The sequence below is a fragment of the Arthrospira sp. PCC 9901 genome (assembly GCF_059013425.1).
In genome coordinates, this window is sequence record NZ_CP102296.1 from 5441907 (window position 1) to 5462463 (window position 20557).

The 20557-nt window shown below is 40.4% G+C and carries 18 protein-coding genes; 10 read left to right on the top strand and 8 right to left on the bottom strand.

Annotated features, from left to right (window positions below):
- Positions 1-17 precede the first annotated feature (17 nt).
- Positions 18-707 carry an HAD hydrolase-like protein gene (locus NLZ44_RS24040; protein ID WP_493751408.1) on the top strand — a complete coding sequence of 230 codons (690 nt, stop codon included), beginning with the start codon at positions 18-20 and terminating at the stop codon, positions 705-707.
- Here NLZ44_RS24040 and NLZ44_RS24045 read toward each other — a convergent pair.
- On the bottom strand, positions 704-1549 hold the full coding sequence (locus NLZ44_RS24045; protein ID WP_493751409.1) for an SWIM zinc finger family protein: 846 nt from the start codon (positions 1547-1549) through the stop codon (positions 704-706). The two genes, NLZ44_RS24040 and NLZ44_RS24045, sit on opposite strands and share 4 nt — an antisense overlap.
- A gap of 357 nt (positions 1550-1906) precedes the next feature.
- Here NLZ44_RS24045 and NLZ44_RS24050 point away from each other — a divergent pair, with 357 nt between their 5' ends.
- Positions 1907-3745, top strand: coding sequence for a type II toxin-antitoxin system HicA family toxin (locus NLZ44_RS24050; RefSeq protein ID WP_493751410.1), 1839 nt, complete (start codon positions 1907-1909; stop codon positions 3743-3745).
- Positions 3746-3808: 63 nt separating this feature from the next.
- Here the strand turns inward: NLZ44_RS24050 and lipA are convergent, their stop codons facing one another.
- A complete protein-coding gene (gene lipA / locus NLZ44_RS24055; RefSeq protein ID WP_493753068.1) occupies positions 3809-4669 on the bottom strand; it encodes a lipoyl synthase in 861 nt (286 codons plus the stop codon).
- Between the two features lie 108 nt (positions 4670-4777).
- Here lipA and NLZ44_RS24060 point away from each other — a divergent pair, with 108 nt between their 5' ends.
- The 7 genes from NLZ44_RS24060 (at position 4778) to NLZ44_RS24090 (ending at position 10413) form a co-directional block, all read left to right on the top strand.
- Positions 4778-4957: a hypothetical protein gene (locus NLZ44_RS24060; RefSeq protein ID WP_493751411.1), complete on the top strand. Its 180-nt coding sequence runs from the start codon at positions 4778-4780 to the stop codon at positions 4955-4957.
- 58 nt (positions 4958-5015) lie between these two features.
- Positions 5016-5594, top strand: a complete 579-nt coding sequence (locus NLZ44_RS24065) for a response regulator (protein WP_493751412.1) — start codon at positions 5016-5018, stop codon at positions 5592-5594.
- Positions 5595-5613: 19 nt separating this feature from the next.
- Positions 5614-6660, top strand: coding sequence for a bifunctional heptose 7-phosphate kinase/heptose 1-phosphate adenyltransferase (locus NLZ44_RS24070; RefSeq protein WP_493751413.1), 1047 nt, complete (start codon positions 5614-5616; stop codon positions 6658-6660).
- Positions 6661-6667: 7 nt separating this feature from the next.
- A complete protein-coding gene (gene pabB / locus NLZ44_RS24075; RefSeq protein WP_493751414.1) occupies positions 6668-8434 on the top strand; it encodes an aminodeoxychorismate synthase component I in 1767 nt (588 codons plus the stop codon).
- A 392-nt stretch (positions 8435-8826) separates the two neighbouring features.
- Positions 8827-9135: a DUF4359 domain-containing protein gene (locus NLZ44_RS24080; RefSeq protein WP_493751415.1), complete on the top strand. Its 309-nt coding sequence runs from the start codon at positions 8827-8829 to the stop codon at positions 9133-9135.
- A gap of 205 nt (positions 9136-9340) precedes the next feature.
- Entirely contained in the window at positions 9341-9778 is a 438-nt protein-coding gene (locus NLZ44_RS24085) for a hypothetical protein (protein WP_493751416.1), read from the top strand.
- A 185-nt stretch (positions 9779-9963) separates the two neighbouring features.
- Complete coding sequence (locus NLZ44_RS24090; protein ID WP_493751417.1) at positions 9964-10413, top strand: hypothetical protein; 450 nt, start codon at positions 9964-9966, stop codon at positions 10411-10413.
- 34 nt (positions 10414-10447) lie between these two features.
- On the opposite strand, the gene NLZ44_RS24095 is transcribed toward NLZ44_RS24090, so the two are convergent.
- The 6 genes from NLZ44_RS24095 to NLZ44_RS24120 form a co-directional block, all read right to left on the bottom strand.
- Positions 10448-11278 carry a hypothetical protein gene (locus NLZ44_RS24095; protein WP_493751418.1) on the bottom strand — a complete coding sequence of 277 codons (831 nt, stop codon included), beginning with the start codon at positions 11276-11278 and terminating at the stop codon, positions 10448-10450.
- A gap of 27 nt (positions 11279-11305) precedes the next feature.
- Positions 11306-12340, bottom strand: a complete 1035-nt coding sequence (locus NLZ44_RS24100) for a TRAFAC clade GTPase domain-containing protein (RefSeq protein WP_493751419.1) — start codon at positions 12338-12340, stop codon at positions 11306-11308.
- Positions 12341-12434: 94 nt separating this feature from the next.
- Positions 12435-16391 carry an AAA-like domain-containing protein gene (locus NLZ44_RS24105; protein ID WP_493751420.1) on the bottom strand — a complete coding sequence of 1319 codons (3957 nt, stop codon included), beginning with the start codon at positions 16389-16391 and terminating at the stop codon, positions 12435-12437.
- Positions 16392-16409: 18 nt separating this feature from the next.
- The gene (locus NLZ44_RS24110; protein WP_493751421.1) at positions 16410-17849 is read right to left on the bottom strand and encodes an AAA-like domain-containing protein; all 1440 of its coding nucleotides are present in this window, start codon (positions 17847-17849) and stop codon (positions 16410-16412) included.
- A 556-nt stretch (positions 17850-18405) separates the two neighbouring features.
- On the bottom strand, positions 18406-19098 hold the full coding sequence (locus NLZ44_RS24115) for a Mo-dependent nitrogenase C-terminal domain-containing protein (RefSeq protein ID WP_006620542.1): 693 nt from the start codon (positions 19096-19098) through the stop codon (positions 18406-18408).
- Positions 19099-19243: 145 nt separating this feature from the next.
- Positions 19244-19543: a 30S ribosomal protein PSRP-3 gene (locus NLZ44_RS24120; protein ID WP_006619075.1), complete on the bottom strand. Its 300-nt coding sequence runs from the start codon at positions 19541-19543 to the stop codon at positions 19244-19246.
- Between the two features lie 96 nt (positions 19544-19639).
- On the opposite strand from NLZ44_RS24120, the gene NLZ44_RS24125 reads away from it, so the two are divergent.
- The gene (locus NLZ44_RS24125; RefSeq protein ID WP_008049541.1) at positions 19640-20413 is read left to right on the top strand and encodes a TIGR01548 family HAD-type hydrolase; all 774 of its coding nucleotides are present in this window, start codon (positions 19640-19642) and stop codon (positions 20411-20413) included.
- Positions 20414-20557: the final 144 nt, after the last annotated feature.

The window sequence follows — 20557 nt, forward strand, 5'->3', positions numbered from 1 at the left end:
GTGGGGGTAGTATACTGGTGATAGCCATTTTTAAAGATATCTTAAACCTTATGGTCGATCGCCATGAAAAAATTATCATATTTGACTTTGATGGGACTTTAGCTGATACCTTGGAAGTGGTGATTAGCATTACCAATGACCTGGCGGCAGATTTTGGATATTCCCCCACCACAGCCACTGATTTACAGCAATTACAAAATCTCAATTCTTGGCAAATTATTAAGCTGTCTAATATCTCCCTATTCAAAATTCCTAAACTCCTGCGCCGAGTCCAGCAGGAATTACAAAATAATCTCGGATCTATTTCTCTATTTCCGGGTATTCCTGAAGCCTTAAACGACCTCAAAAACCAAGGCTGTCAACTATCTATTATCACGTCTAACTCACCAAGTAATGTGGAATTTGTGTTAAACCGACATGGTGTTTTAGCACTTTTTGATAATCTGAATTCCGAGTCAACACTCTTTGGTAAACACCGAATTATTAACCGCCTGCTAAAACAGCAAAATATCCCCAAACATAAAGCCGTTTATGTGGGAGATGAAACCAGAGATATCACTGCAGCCCACAAATCGCAAATCAAGAGTATCGCGGTAACTTGGGGGTTTAATTCGGCTAATATCCTGGCTCAATATCAACCGGATTTTATGATTAATCAACCCCAAGACTTACCCCCAACGATCGCCTCTCTTTTGCCGATAAATTAGCCTTCCGAATTTCGATTGAATCCCCTCAAAACGGCGCGATCGCTGACATTTTTATAAACAGTATCTAAATACTGCATAACTACATCCGCCGCCGTAGCTGACATTCCCCCATTTTTAGATACGGTAGTCCCCAGAGGAATGGAACCCAAAACATCCAAAATCGTCTCGCTTCCTGGAGGTGGTGAAATCACGACTAGAGAAGATTCTAACTGTTGGTTATACTGCCAATATCCACCCACAGCCGGAGGTTGATAACCCCTGACAGATGGGGATACTTGGGAGGTTTTTCTGTCTTTTTTATCCTCACCAGAACCCCGTATATTTCGCAATTTAGCGATAATCTCTTCTTTCAAGCGTCCCCGCAGTTGAAATAAGACAAATGGATCTTCACTAAAGCGATCGCCTAACATATAATAAACTGCACCAATATGCTTACAGGGGTTAGCCGGATCTGGACAACTACACCGAGAGTGTACTTCATCCAAATTAAAAGGAAATAGCCGCAAGCCATTTTTAGCAAATACATCCTCAATATTATAAGGCATTTCCCCCGCTAACAACTTCGCCGAAAAAATCGCCTGCTGGGATAATGTTTCAATCACATATCCCCATTCTTCCTCCGTAAAAGCATCTAACCACAATTCCACCTGATAAGGTTCCGCTTGCGTCCCCTGAACTTGCGCCAGAACCCGCTGACCAGTAAATTCAATATTGAGAACATTACCCTGTCTCGCATAATTTCTCGCCCTTTCCAATCGCTTCTTAAACCGATAGCGATTCAGAATATCTAACCATTGCTGCGTCCACCATTCCTGATTATTTTCTATATGGTAATCTGCCATAATTGGGAACCCCAAAAAATATCGTTTTATTCATTATAGACAACGGGTGAGGGTTGACAACAGCCGGGAACTCATGATAAGATATTGACATATCGTTTCAAAATAAGAATATATGCCGCCATAAAAAAAATTCCACTATTCCCATTATCTAAAGTATAGCACAGACCCCCCCAAAAGGCAACCCCACCCCCCCAAAAAAAATTTTTTCGCAACATTTCTTAATTTTTTGTTACAAAAGTTAACATAATGACCTAGTGATGGCGATAATGCGATCGCGGTAGGGGGAATATTTGGGCTGAGAATTTGCGTAAATTGTTTGACGAAAATTGATAAATAATTATAGGGATAGGTTAATTTATGAGATTCAGAAGACCGAAAGAACTGCTGGGCAAGGTGAATGTCAAAATCGCGCTGCTAATGTTGGGCCGATTAAGCATAATCAGCGTCATATCTTTGGTTCTGGCAACGATTAACAACTTAGGAAATCATAAAAACTACTGGGAGCGGACAATTTTTGCGACGCAGACAGTAGATTTTAACATTTTATCTCACACTTTGCCGACGAAACTTTCCCTGGCGCTGCTAGAGGGAGAAACGGAGGAGTTGCAGCGGACCCTGGACAGTAACTACGGGTTGTTCGGGTTAGTAGTCACGAACTGCGAAAGTGCGATCGCCGATTGTCCAGAGCAGGAAATCCTCTACTATTCCAATTCCCGTCGCCTTTGGAAAGAGGGTTTGAAGGTGGAAAACCTAACTAATGAGCCTTACGATCTCCTACGGGACCCGCCGCCATTGTTTGCGGAACGCAAATATACACGGCGTTATCAACCGGAAGCTGACCCGACGGGGATGGTCAACAGAGGGGAAATCATCGGGCGGGTATATTACGTCCGGCGGGTGCCGCCAACCTTCGCGGAGAGTTACGGGAAATGGGCGAGGGGGTTGCTGAGGTTCCAGCACAGTCCTAGTATTTTCTCGCTGACTGCGGGTATATTTTTGGCGGGGGGTGCAGTGGTTTGGTTGCTGATCGAATTTATGTTGTACCGAAAGCGCCGAGAAAAGAAACAGTTACTGGAAGAGGCGCGGAATATTCGGGAAGAGTTGGAGCAGAAAGTTAAACAAAATGAAGCCCTGATCGCTGTTAGGGAAAAGGGGCGGGAGGAGTTGGAGGACTACCGAAGGGAACAGCAATCGATCGCAACGGAACTGAAAATAGCGATCGCGGACTACGAACAGAAAATCGTGGATTTCCAACATCAACAGGATGATAGCCAGACCTCTCTGCAAGAACTGCGGAATCAATTAGCCTGGGCGGTGGAATATCAGGTAGAGGCGCAAGAGGAAATTGACAGACGGTCTGAGGCGATCGCCAACCTGGAAAATTGCCTGAATAGCCAGAACAGGGAACAGCAGGAAATGACGCGCACCCTGGAAAAGTGGCAGCGCCAGTTGCAGGAAACCGAAGAGCGGGAAGGGAGGACCAATGAGCAGATAGTGAGCCTGAATCAAAAGATTGCGGAACTGACGCGCGAGTATGATCAGGCGATACAGCAATCGGCAGACCTGCAAAGCCAACTGAGGGAACAAGCTGATGTTGAGCAGTTGAGAAGAGCCTTGGAATCGGCTAGGGAAGAATCAGAGTATATCAAAGAACAGTCCCGAGATTTTGAAGTCTATATCACCGCAGAAAATGACGGTTTGGCAGCCAAAATCAGACAGTTAGAAAATGAACTGGGGGAACATAGATCGATAATTTTGGACCTGGAAAGTCGCCTTGAGGATAGGGAGGGATGGGTAGCCTATATCACCGAAGAAAATCAGGGTTTGGCAGCCCAAATCAGAGATTTAGAAAATGAACTGGGGCAACATAGATCGAAAATTGTGTACCTGAAAAGTCGCCTTGAGGATAGGCAGGTAGGTGATTACGATGTCAGTGACTCGATCAAACCTGAAGATTGCTTGACCCCAGCCAACCTCAGTAGATCCAACATATCCTCTCTGTCCAGTTCTGAGGTAATCAGAGGTCTACATCGCTTGGAATTTGTGAGTTACCGCCAAACAGGGAGCCATGTTCACCTCAAAAAAACCCTTTTTTGTACGGTTCCCCATCCTAACAAAGATGTGCCTTACGGTACCCTCAAAAACATTTTACAATTTGGGAAGATAAGCGAACAAGAGTTGAGGGATAATTTCTGATTTGAGCAACTCGGTTCCCTATTTAATCATAAATGATTGGGGAAATTGGGATGATGGGTGGGACTAAAATTCCCCAGCATGATAGGAACTCCGAACCAGGGGACCGGAGCGAACGTGAGAAAAACCCATATCTTTGGCGATCGCCCCTAGACGGTCAAACTCTTGGGGGGTCCAATATTTATGGACGGGGAGATGATCGAGGGAAGGGCGCATATATTGACCGATAGTGACCCGCGTGCATTGAACTTGTCTTAAATCAGCCAAAGTCTGTAAAATCTCTTCTTCGGTTTCCCCATGTCCCAACATGAGACCGGACTTAGTAGGAATAGTCGGGTCAACTTCTCGGACGTGGCGCAACAGGTCGAGAGAGCGATCGTACTTCGCCCCCCGTCGCACCGGAAGCGTCAGCCGTCGCACGGTTTCAATATTATGGTTATAACAAGCAGGTTTCGCCCTCACCACCAAATCAATACGCTGATATTGTTGCTGTTGAGTATCTTCAGCCTTTCCCCCCCAAAAATCGGGAGTAAGCACCTCTATTTGAGTTTGGGGACAAAGCGATCGAATTTGGTCCATAGTAGCCACAAACCAGCCCGCGCCGCCATCAGCCAAATCATCCCGCGCCACAGAAGTTAACACCACATAACGCAAGCCCAAAATTTGGACTGCTTCTGCTACCTTGCGGGGTTCATCGTGATCAAGTGGCATAGGAGCATGGCCCTTGTCAACTTGACAAAAAGCACAGGAGCGGGTACAAGTAGGCCCCATAAGTAAAAAAGTCGCCGTCCCCTGACTATAACATTCCCCCCGGTTGGGACAGCGCCCCTCCTCGCAAATGGTATGAATTTGTCGCTGTTTGATAATCCGTTGCACCTGCGAGAGTTCACTAGCCGCACCAATAGGACGACGCAACCACTCAGGCATAGATTTAATTGCGTCTCGGTGACGTGATGAGATAGAATCAGGAGTGCTTGACATGATGTATTGATATCTAGGATAGCTATTTTTTATAACACAAAGCAGTTTTCTGCGATGCTGATTATATGGGAACTCACTATAGCAGCTTCTCAAGCCATCAAGTGCATTCGGAAGCCCCTCGCCCCCGTTGGGAGAGGGGTTTGGGGTGAGGGTAATGGTTTGATGGCAGTATCCTTGACCATTGTTGGTGATGCCATACTATTCTCGACTTTGTTAAGCTATGAACAGATTTGAGAAGGTTAAGTGCTGCACCAATATTCAGATTATGTATTCATCACCGGGGGAGTAAGCCGTGGCAGGTCGGAAAATTATAGTTATTGATGATAGTAAGGTGATTCGGGTAAAAGTTCGGGAGATGTTACCCCAGGGTAACTTTGATGTGCTAGAAGCCAAAGACGGGAAAGAAGGCATAGACCTAGTGCGCCAAGAACACCCCAACCTGATTATGCTGGATTTCCTGTTACCTAAACTCAGCGGATGGGATGTTTTTCAGCAAATCCAAGCTAGTGAAGAACTTAGGAAAATCCCCCTGGTGTTGATGTCTGGTCGAAAAGAGGAAGTGACGGAGAAAATTGCTGAACCTTTCGAGTATTTTGAGTTTATCGAAAAACCTTTTGAGAAAGGACAATTGGTAGATGCGATCAAGTCGGCTTTTGAAAAGGCTAAGAAACCTCGCCCACCTCTGAAAGTGACTCCCCCCGCACCTGCACCAACTAAAGATACAGCCCCTCCTGTGGCGGCAACAACGGGGGCGGACGCGGCTAAGATTAAGGCTTTAGAACAGAAAATTGTTGCTATGCAGAGGGAAATGGTAGCCCTGAAAAAACAGGTGGCGCAAATCAAGGCTTTTGTACTCAAAAAAGTCAAGTAGGGGTGAGTAACTGTTAATTATGACCCTAGAATCTTCGTTTCTCAATCAGCTTGAGGGGGCGGCGGATACCCTTATGGAACACTTGGATAATTTTGCTAAGGCGCGAATTCTGGTGGTGGGGGATCTGACTCTGGATGAGTTTATGACTGGTCAGGTGGAGAGGTTGTCGCGGGAAGCACCGGTGCTAATTCTGCGCCATGAAGTTACTCAACAAATCCCAGGAGGGGGAGCTAATGCGGTTTACAATTTGGCTAAGTTGGGGGCTGCGGTGTCGGTGGCGGGTTTGGTGGGAAAGGATGACCAAGGGGAGACTCTCAAGAGGATTTTTCGGGAGGCGGGAATTGAGACGGAGGGTATTCTCACAGACGCAGACCGCCCTACGGTGACTAAAACTCGGATTTCTGGACACGCGCGCCAGTCGGTGACTCAGCAAATTGTCCGGGTCGATCGCAAATCGGATGATTTACCTAGCTTGGAACTTCAATGGCGCTTGGCTGAATATATCGAACAACACAGAGATAATGTTGATGGGGTGGTTTGTTCGGACTATGGGGATGGGGTGTTAACTTCCCCGGTTATTGGCGCGGCTTTGGGTCATGGGTTTTCGGTGGTGGATGCTCAAGTTGATTTACAACGCTATCAGGGGGCGATGTTGTTTACTCCTAATGTTCCTGAAGCGGAAAAGGCGGTAGGATATTCGATCGCTAATGAAGAGAGTCTCAGACGTGCGGGGACTGATTTACTGAATTTGACTCGGGCGAAACGGGTGCTAATTACTAGGGGTGAGGAGGGGATGAGTCTTTTTGAATGGGGGGAAAATCACACGCTACAAGTTAGCCATATTCCTCCGTTTAATGTTTTGGATGTTTTTGATGTGACGGGGGCGGGAGATACTGTGGTGGCGGCTTTAACTTTGGCTTTATCTGTGGGGGCGAGTTTTTGGGAGGCGGCGGTTTTGGGTAATTTGGCGGCTAGTTTGGTGGTGCGTCAGTTTGGGACGGCTACGACTTCTATAGCGGAAATGAAGGAGGCTTTGCGATCGCTTTTGGAAGGTGAAGTTAGTTGAGTTGACTATGAACAGAGTAATCATCCATGATGCCAAAAATCAGCAGTGGTTACTATTTGAACATCCCTGCTATATTGTTAATTGCGATCGTCTCGAACAGGTAATTCCTGCCTTACAACAGATTGATGAAAGTCTCCGGGAAGGGCATTTATGGGCGGCGGGTTTTATCAGTTATGAAGCCTCTAGCGCTTGGGATTCGGCTTTGACTACCTATCCCTCAGATGAGTTTCCTTTGCTCTGGTTTGGGCTATATCAACAACCACAAATTATCACCCCACCCCGCCTCTGTTCCCCATCAGATTATACTCTGGGTGATTGGTTATCTTCTGTCACCCCCACTGAATATCAGGAGGCTATTAACCAAATTCGAGGTTATATTGCTAGGGGGGAAACCTATCAGGTCAATTATACTTTTCGCCTACGGACGGAGTTTTCTGGGGATGCTTTGGCTTGGTTTTGGCAATTAGTGCGATCGCAACAAGCCGACTATGCAGCATATATCGAATGTGGCGATCGCTTTAGCATTTGTTCTGCTTCCCCGGAACTCTTTTTCCAACTAGCTGACGGTGAACTGATCACCCGTCCCATGAAAGGAACCGCCGCCCGTGGTTGCACTTTAACCGAAGATAATGCGATCGCCCAATGGCTGCAAAATTCCCCCAAAAACCGCGCCGAGAACGTGATGATTGTGGATATGATCCGCAATGATATTAGTCGCATTGGGGATATTAAAACCGTCCAAGTTCCCGAATTATTTACCGTCGAAAAATACCCAACCCTGTGGCAAATGACCTCCACAGTCACCGCCAAAACCCAGGCTTTACCATCAGAAATCATCGCCGCCTTATTCCCCTGTGCTTCCATTACAGGCGCACCCAAACCCAGAACCATGCAGTTAATTCACCAGTTAGAAACTACTCCCCGCCACCTTTATACTGGAACCATTGGCTTTATCCAACCACAACAGACCCCGAATAATTATAGAACCCAGTTTAACGTAGCCATTCGTACAGTTATCATTGACCACGAAAATAATCAAGCCGAGTATGGCGTTGGTGGTGGTATTCTGTGGGATTCTGACAGCCAGGATGAATACCAAGAATGTGAAACCAAAGCCAAGTTTCTGAGCATCAATAATAGCTGTGATTTTTCCCTATTAGAAACCATGCTATGGACCCCAGAGGCAGGATTTTTTCTCCGGGAAGAACACCTAAACAGGTTATCAGAGTCAGCCATATATTTTGGGATTCCCTTATCCCTAGAACACATCAATCAACAATTAATCGATTTAAGTAAATCCTGGTCAATTCCCTATCGAGTTAGGTTATTAGTTGACCGCCAGGGTGTTCTCAATTACGAAATTTCTGCCTTTGAGAAATCCCCACCTAACCGACAGATTTATTTAGGTTTATCTCCCACGCCCATTAATTCCCAAAACCCTTTTTTATATCATAAAACCACGAACCGCAGCATCTATGAAACCGCCCGGAATTCCCGTCCCGACTGTGATGATGTGATTTTATGGAATGAACGGGGAGAGGTCACAGAAACTACGATTGCTAATCTGATTATTAAAATCAATGATGATTGGCTTACCCCCCCAGTCACCAGCGGTTTACTTCCCGGAACTTTTCGGGGTAGCTTACTCAAGCAGGGTAAGCTCAAAGAGGCTATTATTGATATAGAAACCCTCCAAAAATCCGAGGATATTTATATCATTAATTCTGTCCGCCAATGGCAAAAAGCCACTCTTAAAACCACTAATTTTAGCTAAGGGGACTGGTTGGGATTGCCGATCGCTTCTGGCTGTGGAAAAATTGCGATCGGTTCGAGTCGGTCGCTTGGGAATCGAATTGACAGAGCCAAATAGACAGTCTCAGAATGGCGATCGTATTTACGGGTATTATATCAGTCGCTAGAGTAATTAGTACATCATATCAATGCGATCGAATGCCATTTCTTGTTTAGACATACGTTGAGTGTCCTGACCATTGTCGCGGTTACTAAACTCTGCAACTGACCCTACAATCAGATCTGTTTCAGACCCCAATTGTATTACATAGCAATTCTTGATGAATTAAATCGTAGAATAGATGAAAAAAGATGAATTTATTAGGGCTATGATTGATGTATGCGTTCATCAAATAGGAATTAGGAAAGATGAAGATGAAAAATGTATCCTGGGGCTTAATTCCACTTATTGTGACTTCTTTAGCTATCACCAATCCGAGTGAAGAAGAACATATTAAACATAGAGCATGGCAGTTCAAGTCGGATTGTCAACAAAATGAACTTACCGTTCCTGGAAAAGCCACCTGCTTTGTTTTATCGCCCTTACCTCACAAAACGGTCGAGCCGCTTATAAGTAATTATAGCCATCACCGGAATTTTATCTTTTTCAGCATCTACACAACCGATTTATGGGGTTTAAAAACCCAAACTCTTGGATTAGGTGGTCACTTTTTCAATCTCTAGTGCTTACACTGCTTTTGCATTACTACAAATGCCCGATCCCGTCAAATATTAAATTTAGCTAAAAATCTGGCTAATTTCAATGATTTGAAGATAAGATCCTTATTAAAGGTAATGCAAAAGCATTCTCTTTACAAATCAAATCTGATCAGCTATAATATCAGAGATGAGTCTACTTTAATAATTTTGAACAAAGGAGAACTTAATTATGGCTAAAGAATATACAAACGCACAGCAAGTTCTCAATGAGATGCAGCCTATTCTCAACTCTTGTGCAAAGCTTGACAATAAAGTTGATGGAATAGCATTTCTTAACGGCGTTTCTATGATCGAGCGTTCCGAAGTACCTGGCTTTGGCGGAGAATTTGATATTCGAGGTGTTGCTTCTCTGTTGGACAACTTTACTGAGACCAACGAAAATACTTTTGGCGAAAGTACAGTTCTTAAGCATATTTCCTTTTTAAACCAAGATGTAGAAACTCAAGGTTTAATTGCTTGGAGTTTAGTTTTTCCTTATAAAAGTTATAGCCTCGTATTTACGGGACAATTTCAAAAGGAAAAGCAGTATGCAGTTCATCAAGGAACCGTAGCCGGGTATGTGCAAGAGATTTTACCTTTAATTAAAGAGTATGATCGCTTAACTTAACTTTCGTAAGGGTTTGCTCATGAATCAAAAACTGTAAATCATCTGGTGTTTTTATTAAAATAGAACCTCTGGGGTGTTGCCGAGAGGTTCTTCCGCTTTAAATATTTATATAAAAAAGAAAAATGTTCAATTTTTTGAGACTGCTCGCAAATATCTTTTTAAACCAACTTCATTTAAAGTTTCTTATGAAAATTAAGTCAAAGATTATTGTAACAACCTATACCGACTCTGAAGATGTACTTAATACAATTCAAGATATCTTTGATTGGCTGATTATATGCAACAGTAACATAGATACAGTGGCATTTATATCAAACTCGCATATTATTGCTTGTTCTGATATATCGCCGCAAAAACTGAATGTTAATTTCATACCTTCTTTATTAGAGAATTTCCATGAAACTACTACCGATACTTTAGGAAAAAATACAAATCTTTATCATGCCAGCTTGATTACCAAAAACTTAAATTATCAATTTCAATCTTGGACTTTAGTTTATCCATATAAAAATTATAGACTTGCTTTTTCAAGCAAATTACAAGCAAACCAAAAACTACAATTAGAGCAATCCACTATTTTTAGTTATGTACAAGATATTTCACCCTTAATCAAAGCATATGACCGACTTACTTAATTTTTAGATAATTTTATATGACCCCATTTTTTATTTAATTACTTGGGAGTCTTCTGTTAACTTTTTTTTCTAGGTTCTCAATCATCCAAGTAGCTAAACGTAAATTAACTTTTTTAAATAAATCAATGCTCTTGATTTCAACCTCCAACATTTCGCAGTGTTCGAGTGGAAGAGGTATTGGAAAGGGATAATAAGCTTTCCAATTTGGGGATTTAACAAGAGATGATATTCCCCGCCAAACCTTAGCACTTTTGAGGGTTACTTCGGCTTTATTCGTTGTGAATACTACCAAAACTCCATCTCGATCTGGTAGCTGAAATTCTCTGAGAATTCGCACTAAATCCTTTTTGATTTCAGGAGAATTTTTTGCTATCTTGTTAAACTTTTCTTCTTCCTCCTCTAATTCTTTGCTATCAACTTTATGCTCTATTTGGCAAGAATTAATCAATTCTGATAATTTATTAAAATTAGCTTCAAACCCATCAGTCCCACCTAAAGGGATAGCCTCAGAAATCTCTTCAGTTAATTGAAAATTTTCTTCTTCATCCAAAGCTCGTGCAGCTAAGAGCCGAAAAGCCTCTTCACATTCCTGAGAGTATTCTGAAATCCATCCGATAGAGATTCTAATTTGTCTTCTGGAAAAATCTCCTCGCCCTTCCGGTTCAATGGCAGTTATCAAGAGTAATAACTTATTGTTTTTTCTAGATAAAACAACAGAAAAATTTTCGCTATAAATTAAGCTGGTTGATTCGTCTTCAAATAGATTGGGAAAGTTATCAACTCTATGCTGTTTTTTATCACCAACATGAACCCAAACATAGCCTTTTTGTAGTTCGGATCCACGACTACGGACAAAAATATCCACTGTTTATTTTTCCTTTTTTTACAGTTTTTAATCGATTTTTAATGCGTCACTCCCCTGAATAATATAAAAAGGGGGTGTCTTTACTATTCCTTTTGCGAATCTATTTAAAGCGTCTTTAAGATCATTATTGGCTCCCAGTAAATTATTGATAGCGCCAAAAACACCGGCTTGATTATTGTTTATGTATTGATGAAGCAAAAATCGTAACAGGTAGCGTAAAGGCTGATCTTCCCATTGGGTTTGCATAGGAGCATCAACTCTAGTCTTATTTAAATTCCATCCCTTCCATTCTCCAGTATCTATGTCAACATCAGCACCTCCACAAACTACACAACCCACTGTTTGGACTGGAGTAATAACTGCTGCGACATTGTTTGCTTTAGGACTTAAAACATCATGAATTAATTCTTCGTAACCTTTTTGAACTGCTTTGATTAAGTCCTCCATGTTTTTAGCCCGGACATAAGTTTCACATTTTACAGGAACAAAAAGCACAAGCCGTTTCTCTTTTTCTGTCAAAGTTTCATAAGCAGTGGAAATCATTTGAGTGACTGACTCAGGCTCATTAAGCTGTTTATGAAATTTTCCATCCTCTTGCATTAAAGCTAAAGTATCAATTGGAATAATAACTGCACCACTATCTTTGACTTGTTTAAAATACTCTTGGTAGCTTGTACTAGATGTATTTTGATTAAGCCATTCTCCTGGAACATCGTAGAAATCTATTCCTAATGCATCCCTACTTCTCCATTTATCTCTAACAAGAATAAATTTAATATTTTTACAAGATTCCGTACTTACTGGACCTCTAAAACTAGCATCAAAATGTGCAACTAAATCCTCCAGCTCTTGTTCGTGTTGCCTCATGATTTCAAAACTTTCTTCATCAATTTGAACTTTGAAGTCGGTTTTGACAATTTCATCCCTAAAAAATCTATGCATAACAGTCAACGTGCAGGTTTTTCCAACTGAACTAGGTCCTAGACAAGCTACACTTAACTTTACCGTTGGTTTAGGTAAGTGGTTTGTTGGTTGAATTATATAACTATCTTGACTTGTCATAATGAGTTCTCCTGAATTGGTATCGGTTGATTGAAAGAGCGTTTTTTTACCGGGTTAATTATGAATGGTCAATTACTCAACTTGTATGAATCACTTAAATCCTTTGGAATCTACTCATGTCTATAGCTTTCTGAATATAGTCTTCCCATTGCTGTTTTTCTTTGCTAGTTTCTTTACCAAAATGATCAGGGAAGACCAGTGAACTCCACTCCGTAAGTAAAGCTAACCAAACATTCTGTATTTCCTCAGAACCAGTAATAGCATCTACGAAAGAATCAGCTTGAGCATACACAATTATGCTAGGCATACCTTGTAGCCTTCCTAAAGCTATTCTGCATTTGGAAATTGTATTCCGATGCTTAACAAACAAAATGTTATGGATTATTTCAATGTTTTCCTGGTCAGTTTTTCCTACCGGATCAAAAATATTAGCAACTAGATTCGGTTCCAGCTCTTCCTCTAAGGCTTGAAGAATCAGATGTTTGAGATGATACTGATAAGTAATTTTGAAATCAACTATTTCTTTAAATGCCTCCTTTAAGGTCGAATATGCTTCAGGAATTTCTTGAGCCAAAAACTCTAAAAAATCTATTCCTCTAGCAGAAGTTATGTTCCCTAACTCAGTATTAGTTAAAGATTGAGATAGTTGTTGTTTAACCTGATCTACATAAGATTCAAAGCCACTATCAAATGAAGTAAATTTTTTACTGATATGATTTCTTAATTCATTAGTACATCTTTGTAAAACACTAACCCATCCTCCAGTTTCCATATTATAACGAATATCATTAATTTTTTCAACTGAATGAATTCCCGTGTCCTCCTGACATTTTTTGATAATGCTGCGAGTAGCATCTTGAAAAAACTCAATATCCTTTTGATTTTTTTCTATAATCAAAGTCTGAGGCCGTATTCCTTGAAGTAATTCTTTTAAGTTTCTATTTATGTCTCGGGTGAGTTTTGTTGCTAGATTTAGAAACAATAGATTTTCATTTTGATATTTAGGCGCTACTATGAAAGCTTTATTTGCTTTATCTAACAAGGATTTGATTTCCTGTTCTAATTGTTGAATGAGTTGATTAGCGACGGCGGCATACTTTGCATCTAATTCTAGAATATGAGTTTCCAAGTATTGCAACATAGGCATTAGTATAACCTCAGATACTTGATTTGAATCTGCACAATCTGCAATAACACACTTAGCAACTTGAATTCGTTGCTCATCTTCAATTCGGCGCTTAGTTTCTTCACACAAAGAACGATTGTCTCTTATTCCTAATCCTTCGGGCGGCTTTATCACCTCATTTAAAACCATAAATGACCATTGATTTATTGGCAAATCTGGTAACGCTTGATTGGCTGTGTCAAATAAATTATAGTCTTCTTCTTGTAATATTTTACCTTTAGGCATATTCACAAAAAGAGCAAAATCTACGTCTTCTCCAAGACTTCTGCGTAATGTCTCCCTATCTCCCAATACGGTATCTCCAAGTCCTGGTAAATCAATTAATGCAATTTTCCCCAAATCCTGATGGGGGAACTGGCAATAAATTTTGACTTCTTTAACTGCTAAATAATTAAAGTTATTTCTTTGGTTATTCTCACTGGTCTGAGCTACATATTCTCTAATTTGATTTTTTTCAATACTCAAAGGAGAATTCTGGTGCAACAGTTGCTCGTAATCACGGTAATGATCTTTACATTTAACTAAGTGGTCATAATAAGCTTTTGCCTTAGCAGTATCAATCCTTAACTGAGGCAGAGGATTATTAATAAACTCATCTAATGTTCTTGGAGGATTGCCTAAGCTCAATACCGGGTAATAGGGTTTGATATTTTCTTCAAGAAAAGACTCAGGAGTATGGAGATAAACTTCACCATGAGTTTGGCTATTAGAAGAATGGGCAATAATTACCCGCACCCCTGTACAGTTGTTCATCGTTCCATCAGGAACTTCCTCCCTCGTTAATCCTGTTATAGTTTGGATTAAGCGACTTTTTCCTTGACCAGCACTTCCCACAAATGCAATGGCTAAACTGTCCCGATAAAACCTTGTTTTTAGATTGCCTAGTGTATGATTGACTTTTTCTATTTTATTTTTTGTTTCCAAAAAGATGGGGAATAACGTACTGATATTGTTGGCGACAGAGACATCATTCATTGTATTATAAAAGCTACTCGCAGCCTGCTGCATTGTTTCCAAATGAGATGATAAGGAATTTAGTTTTCCAATTAATTCTCCCACTTTCTGGCCACGAGGATGGCGCTGGTCAAGAATATTTTGAATACGGCTAGATCTATCCATATTATTTGAAATCACTTGAGTGTTACTACTGAGTATTAACCTACTTGAACTTGTCGCATCAGTTGAGGGATTAGCCTCTTGAATGCTGTACTCTGTCGAGCCTAACGTATTAGTGCAAGTTCTGTCAAGGAAGTAATTCCTCATATTTGGGTATTTATTCATCATTAATTCATCAACTGCCTGAGCTTTGTTGAGATACCCTATGGCCCTGAGCAAATAAACTATTGTATTAAGGACTGTGACTGCTGAAATGTTATCAATATCTGTCAATTGACTTTGATGGGTTTGACAAAATTTTAACAATGCTGTAAATTCTTTTTTATCATTGGTATTAAAAACATGAATAAATACATTATCCCAATACCGATCAATAATGGTTATTAATTTATCAATATTGACAACAGTTGTCGGGGATTCATCATTAGCAGGACGAATAATCATTCTAATTTCCCGGCTATTTCCCCATCCTTCTCGCAAATATTTTTCCATTCTTTTTTTGATGAAATACTGAAGAACCTCTTCAAGTATTTTCACGCATTGATTAATTATTATTTGGTTGTTATCCTCATCAGTATCAGTATACTTTATATTGTTTGAAATGGCATGATTGATGGTCAATCTTTCCCGCATTTCGTCAATCCATTGATAGTTAAAAATATTTTCATAAATGGGATTAGCAATTTTCAAATAAAACCTATTATCTTCAATAATCTTAATTACTAATCCTGACATTAAAAGTTCCTCTTGAATATCATGCTGCTGTTCTAACCTCTGTCGTCCATTGGTTAGGATACTCTCATAATAATTCAAAAGTTTTCGTTTGTCCTCTATTTGATTATTATTAATTTTGACAAAATAATTTTCTATCCCTACCAGGTGAGATTGTAAATCTCGACTACGCCATTTTCTGATATACTCATTTTGGATAGTGTCATCCACCATTGTATCTACAGATTTGGTAATCAAAGTATGTGCAAATTGCTCCACCAATAAATAACACATATATTGAGTCAAAAAAGGCTGACCTCCAGTCCAATATAAAACTCTATTAATCATAATACTAGGCTGCGTGGTAATTGGCTTTAATCCTTCTTGCAGTGGCAAACATTCACCTGATAGACATTCTAAATTAATTTGTAATCCCGAAAATCTTGTATCTAAATTAACCACAAATTCAGAAGGTTTGGCAACTCCAATTAGCACAAAATTAATCTGGTGTAGGCGACTATGGTGACACTCAGAAAAAGATTTCAGAAATTTCACAAACTTATCTTGCAAATCAAATCTCACAAGAGATTGAACTTCATCAATAAAGATAATTAATTTTCTATTGTCTAATATTGGCAATACTTTGTCAAGTATGAAAAATAAGAAGCGATCGCTCAAAACAATCCTTTGATTTTGATGCCAAAAATCATTAAGTTCTGCTTCAATTTTAGTGAGTATTGGTATTTCTTTAAAAAGATGAAATAAAATAGTTAAAAATAGTGCTTCCTCATTAATGTCTACCCAACCTTGAACATTAATAGGAAGAGTATATACATTTTCACTTTTCAGTTGAGATATTAGATTATTCATTAAACTTGTTTTTCCCATTTGCCTAGGTGCAAGAAGCAAGGCAACAGAATTTCGATTATTTTGGTTACGACAAAAATGCAATAATTCTGCATCCGCATTTCTTGATACATAATTATGCTGATTATTTGTCCATCCACCGTTGCAATAAAAAAAGCTATCAGTCTGCATATTACTGTTTTGGTAAGTTTATTTAAGAAAATGTTTTTCAAAATATAACTTATATAGTTGACAAGTTACTTGAGGCTTGCCAGAATTTTCATCAAATATAATTGCTCCTAATTTTCCTAACTTGATTTTTGAGTCCTCATCAAGAAACAAACTAGAATCCTGAATCCAGCTAACAAAAATTTTTTCTAGATCCTGATCTTGTTGAATTGTATTTACAATCTGACGAAGATGCTGGATAAACGGACTATCAGGAAATAAAGATTGTTTCTTTTGAGTATCTAAGTCTACCTTTTTGCGAATCATTTCATAAATAAAAATATTGATTAAATAAGGATTACCTCCTAAAAATTCTTTCAATTTACTGGCAGACTCTAAGCCGTCATCCCACATCAAGCCATACAAATGGGCTAAATGCAAGATGTGCTCTTCTGTGAATAAATCTAGTTTGATATCAGTTCCTACATTTTGTAAAGGGGATTCTCTATTAAAGTAGGATTCTGTGGAAAACGCAATAATGAGATTAGGCCAATTTACGGGAACTCCCCTTTCACGAATTTTCATCTTATCTTCAAACCACGAACGTAGTATCAAAAGAAAATCATTTTGTATCAGCGTTCCCAGAAGTCTGTCGATACCATCTATAATTAAAAGTTTTGGTTTCTCAATACTCGCAAAAATATCTTCTAAATCATTAGTGAACCCTGCTCCTCCTGCGATGTTAGCCCATAGAGCATATCGTTGACTTGATCTGACACCTGAGTTCGCCTGAATATGTTTTTGAAATTCTTCCTTTACACAAGTTTTAAAAACATCTAAAAACTGAGTCAAAAACTGACTCTTGTTGTATTCACTTTCTTGAGATTTTGGATTGACAAAGAGATGATCTGGGAATTTACAGTTATTTAAATCAATGAATCCCACAACTGCTTTTTTTTGGTCTTCTGCATAAGATTTTAAACGAATCAGCAAGGAAGTTTTGCCCATATATCTAGGTGACTTAATTTTTAGAAAAGCTGCATTTTTTCCTGTTAACATCCCATTCATTAAAAACTCTTCACAACGAAAATCAATATTTCTCTTGAGATATAGAGGATGACTTAATGGAACACATCCAACCAAAGGCTCACCTCTATAAATATAAAAGTTAAGAGTATAGATATTGCCTGGCCTGCCTCTTTTTTTGCCTCCTCTGGGAACTTGTTTCGTAATTAACTTTAATTCTTCTAATTTTTTTAAAAATCTTTCGGCTGGATTATTGTTTCTCTTTGCTGTGTTTTGGGGACGAGATAGTAAGTTGTTTTCTTCCAGTTGTCTGGTAAATTGACTGGAAGAAAGATGAGCCGTTTTTTCACTTCCACCATGATTAATTAAATAAGATGCTAGAACATCATACCATAGTTTTTGGGTATCGTCTAACTGGTCAAATTGATTTTTAAGTTCTTTAAACTGATTGAACATAGATGATAATGATTAGGGTATCATAAAAAGTGGTCAGAAAAATTGTATGTTATCAGAACTAACTATCCAGAGACAATTGAACTTATTATGATCAACTATTTCCTGCCGAATTTGCTCAATACAACTTCAAGAAGGCTGTCGGCTATTCATTGAACGAATTAGCAAACCATCAATTCATCATCATTTCTGAGTTGAATAGGGTGCGTCCGAAACAACTAATGGCAATAATGATAACGGGATTACCAATAATCTACATCCCCTAGTCCAAGAAGCCAAGGTGTAGTTATTTCAAGCTATATATTTTAGTGAGACTATTATAACACGCATATATACTATAGATAATAACTTGTGTTACAAAATGTTACTAGCATTTTACAAGCCAGCCTGTGATATACATTGTCTCAAATATTAATTTAATGTTAAGATTTAGTCTCGGATCTATGTTGGGTGCGACTGTGGTTTCCGCCAACAGAAAAATTTGATTAGTCGGTTGGGGAGTCAGAATGAGGCAATCATCAACAACTGAAAGCGGAAGATAATTGCCTCTGGTGATTAGCTAACAATACTTGGAGATATCCTCGTGACACTCATCAGCCAGATAAGATAAAGCCCGAAAGCGTAACCCTACTAATTGCTCATAGAGGGGGTTAATCTTGCACATGGGGGGGATATGAACAATTTTGTGACCAAAGAGCTTAATATCCCTTTCAAAAGGACACTGAGGAGGAACCATTTTACAAATGAATTTGGCTACTTTGGGGTCATGTAGTTGCCAGTCATCTAGCCAATGCTTGACGGGAGCTAAAACATCTATATGATGGTGATGATGTGCTGGGCGCTTGGGTTCCTTGGGTTCTTTGCAGTAACCTTCTGATAGATCTTCTAAGGTGTGTCTGAGGGAGTCTAAGACTTTGACTTGTAAACCCAAGGCTTCACAAAACTGGTGGAGAAGGTCATCTTCACAGACTGAATAAATGCCGTCAGCCAGCGCGACCATGACGGCGGTTCGCATGAAGTTCTCGGCGAGAATTGGGTTGGGTCCTAAGACTTCTGCTAATTCCTGGGGAGAAATGGGTTCGAGGGTGTTAACATCGATATCTGTTGCGAGGATGTCATGGGTGATGCTGGCAATTAATTCCTGTTCCTCCTCTTGAAACTGACCGTCAGCCCAAGCTAAGGCTAGTAGGCCTCTCATCCAGGCGAGAGTCTGTTGGCTGCTGTATTGGGTGGATTCAGCGATGCTATTCATTGGTTATCCTAGCGCTCGATGTTTCCAGTTTAACTTAGCCGATCGCTCAAAAAAAAGTATATGCAATGTTACCAACAGAGCAAAAGCCTACAACCGAATGCTGTAGGCTCAAACTCGCTATAATGTTAAAAACTGTCGCGCGCTATCAACTGCTTCCGGTGAAAATGACTTCGGGGAATTTGGATTGAGCCTCACCAAGGGGCCGCCGCCTGCCTTCCTCTTGCCAGTAGTTGATGACTTCGGTAGCTTTATTGAGTAACTCAATGCGCTCGACATCATTGATCCAGCGCTTGGACTCTAGTTCATTTTTGAGTTCTTCCCAGGCATCTTTGCGTGGCCAGAAAAAGTAGGAGGTCAGTGGACTACTCCCTTTCCCTACTACTTGGTCAACAGCCAGCGCGACGTTATCATCGAGCCAGAGAACTTTTAGAATGAATCTTGACAATTACACCTCCGGGCTAATTTGAGTTAATTGCAAAAAATACACAACACTCGATTATATCGCAGTATCTCTCGTTTGTAACATTTTTGATGGGTTGACATGAAGGCTATTGTAATTTTTGATATTGATGGGGTAATTCGAGACGTGGGAGGGTCCTATCGTCGGGCGATCGCAGATACGGTAGAACTTTTTACTAAATCCTATCGCCCTACGGTGTCAGATATCGATCGCCTCAAGTCTGAAGGGGTTTGGAATAATGACTGGGAAGCGTCCAGGGAGTTGATTTATCGCTATTTTGAGAGTCAGGGTCAAAATCGCGATGCCATTAACCTGGACTATGGGCAAATTGTAGCCTTTTTCCAATCCCGCTATCAGGGACCAGACCCAGATAATTGGACGGGTTACATTTGTTCTGAACCCCTCTTGTGTACCCCCGAATATTTCCAGCAGTTAACCGATAATGCGATCGCCTGGGGGTTTTTTAGCGGAGCCATGCGAGATGAGGCATTATATGTATTACAGGGGAAACTAAATCTGCCTAATATTGCCCTAATTGCTATGGAAGACGCACCGGGAAAACCAGACCCCACGGGGTTGCTGGCTGTCGTGGGTCAATTGGAAGCCCCAGAGTCGCCAAAACCTGTGATTTATGTGGGTGACACGGTGGCGGATATGTACACAGTCGCTAAAGCACAGCAACAGGACAGCACGCGGACTTGGGTGGGTGTGGGTGTATTACCTCCCCATGCTCAAGAAACTACGGAGAGTATAGCATCCTACACCCAGACGCTGAAAAAAGCCGGAGCGACTCAAGTGGTCAATGGTGTACAACAACTAACACCAGAGGTGATTTTCCGGTTAATTGCTGAGTAGTTTCGTCCCACCGCGGCTAGTTTCTCTCCTATTCATGGCTAATCAGGCTACACTAGATGATAATACCAAATTTTAATAGCAAACTCTGTGAAAGCCTGCATCTACCATATAGGTCCAGCATCTTGATTTGAATCGGCCGAGTTG

What these genes read in the sequence shown, in the direction of transcription:
- NLZ44_RS24085 (WP_493751416.1), top strand. Translation starts at nt 9,341, where the DNA reads ATGGCTAAAGAATATACAAACGCACAGCAAGTTCTCAATGAGATGCAG.
- pabB (WP_493751414.1), top strand. Translation starts at nt 6,668, where the DNA reads ATGAACAGAGTAATCATCCATGATGCCAAAAATCAGCAGTGGTTACTA.
- NLZ44_RS24110 (WP_493751421.1), bottom strand. Translation starts at nt 17,849, where the DNA reads ATGTTCAATCAGTTTAAAGAACTTAAAAATCAATTTGACCAGTTAGAC.
- NLZ44_RS24060 (WP_493751411.1), top strand. Translation starts at nt 4,778, where the DNA reads ATGCTGATTATATGGGAACTCACTATAGCAGCTTCTCAAGCCATCAAG.
- NLZ44_RS24070 (WP_493751413.1), top strand. Translation starts at nt 5,614, where the DNA reads ATGACCCTAGAATCTTCGTTTCTCAATCAGCTTGAGGGGGCGGCGGAT.
- NLZ44_RS24125 (WP_008049541.1), top strand. Translation starts at nt 19,640, where the DNA reads ATGAAGGCTATTGTAATTTTTGATATTGATGGGGTAATTCGAGACGTG.
- lipA (WP_493753068.1), bottom strand. Translation starts at nt 4,669, where the DNA reads ATGCCTGAGTGGTTGCGTCGTCCTATTGGTGCGGCTAGTGAACTCTCG.
- NLZ44_RS24105 (WP_493751420.1), bottom strand. Translation starts at nt 16,391, where the DNA reads ATGCAGACTGATAGCTTTTTTTATTGCAACGGTGGATGGACAAATAAT.
- NLZ44_RS24050 (WP_493751410.1), top strand. Translation starts at nt 1,907, where the DNA reads ATGAGATTCAGAAGACCGAAAGAACTGCTGGGCAAGGTGAATGTCAAA.
- NLZ44_RS24115 (WP_006620542.1), bottom strand. Translation starts at nt 19,098, where the DNA reads ATGAATAGCATCGCTGAATCCACCCAATACAGCAGCCAACAGACTCTC.
- NLZ44_RS24090 (WP_493751417.1), top strand. Translation starts at nt 9,964, where the DNA reads ATGAAAATTAAGTCAAAGATTATTGTAACAACCTATACCGACTCTGAA.
- NLZ44_RS24080 (WP_493751415.1), top strand. Translation starts at nt 8,827, where the DNA reads ATGAAAAATGTATCCTGGGGCTTAATTCCACTTATTGTGACTTCTTTA.
- NLZ44_RS24045 (WP_493751409.1), bottom strand. Translation starts at nt 1,549, where the DNA reads ATGGCAGATTACCATATAGAAAATAATCAGGAATGGTGGACGCAGCAA.
- NLZ44_RS24100 (WP_493751419.1), bottom strand. Translation starts at nt 12,340, where the DNA reads ATGACAAGTCAAGATAGTTATATAATTCAACCAACAAACCACTTACCT.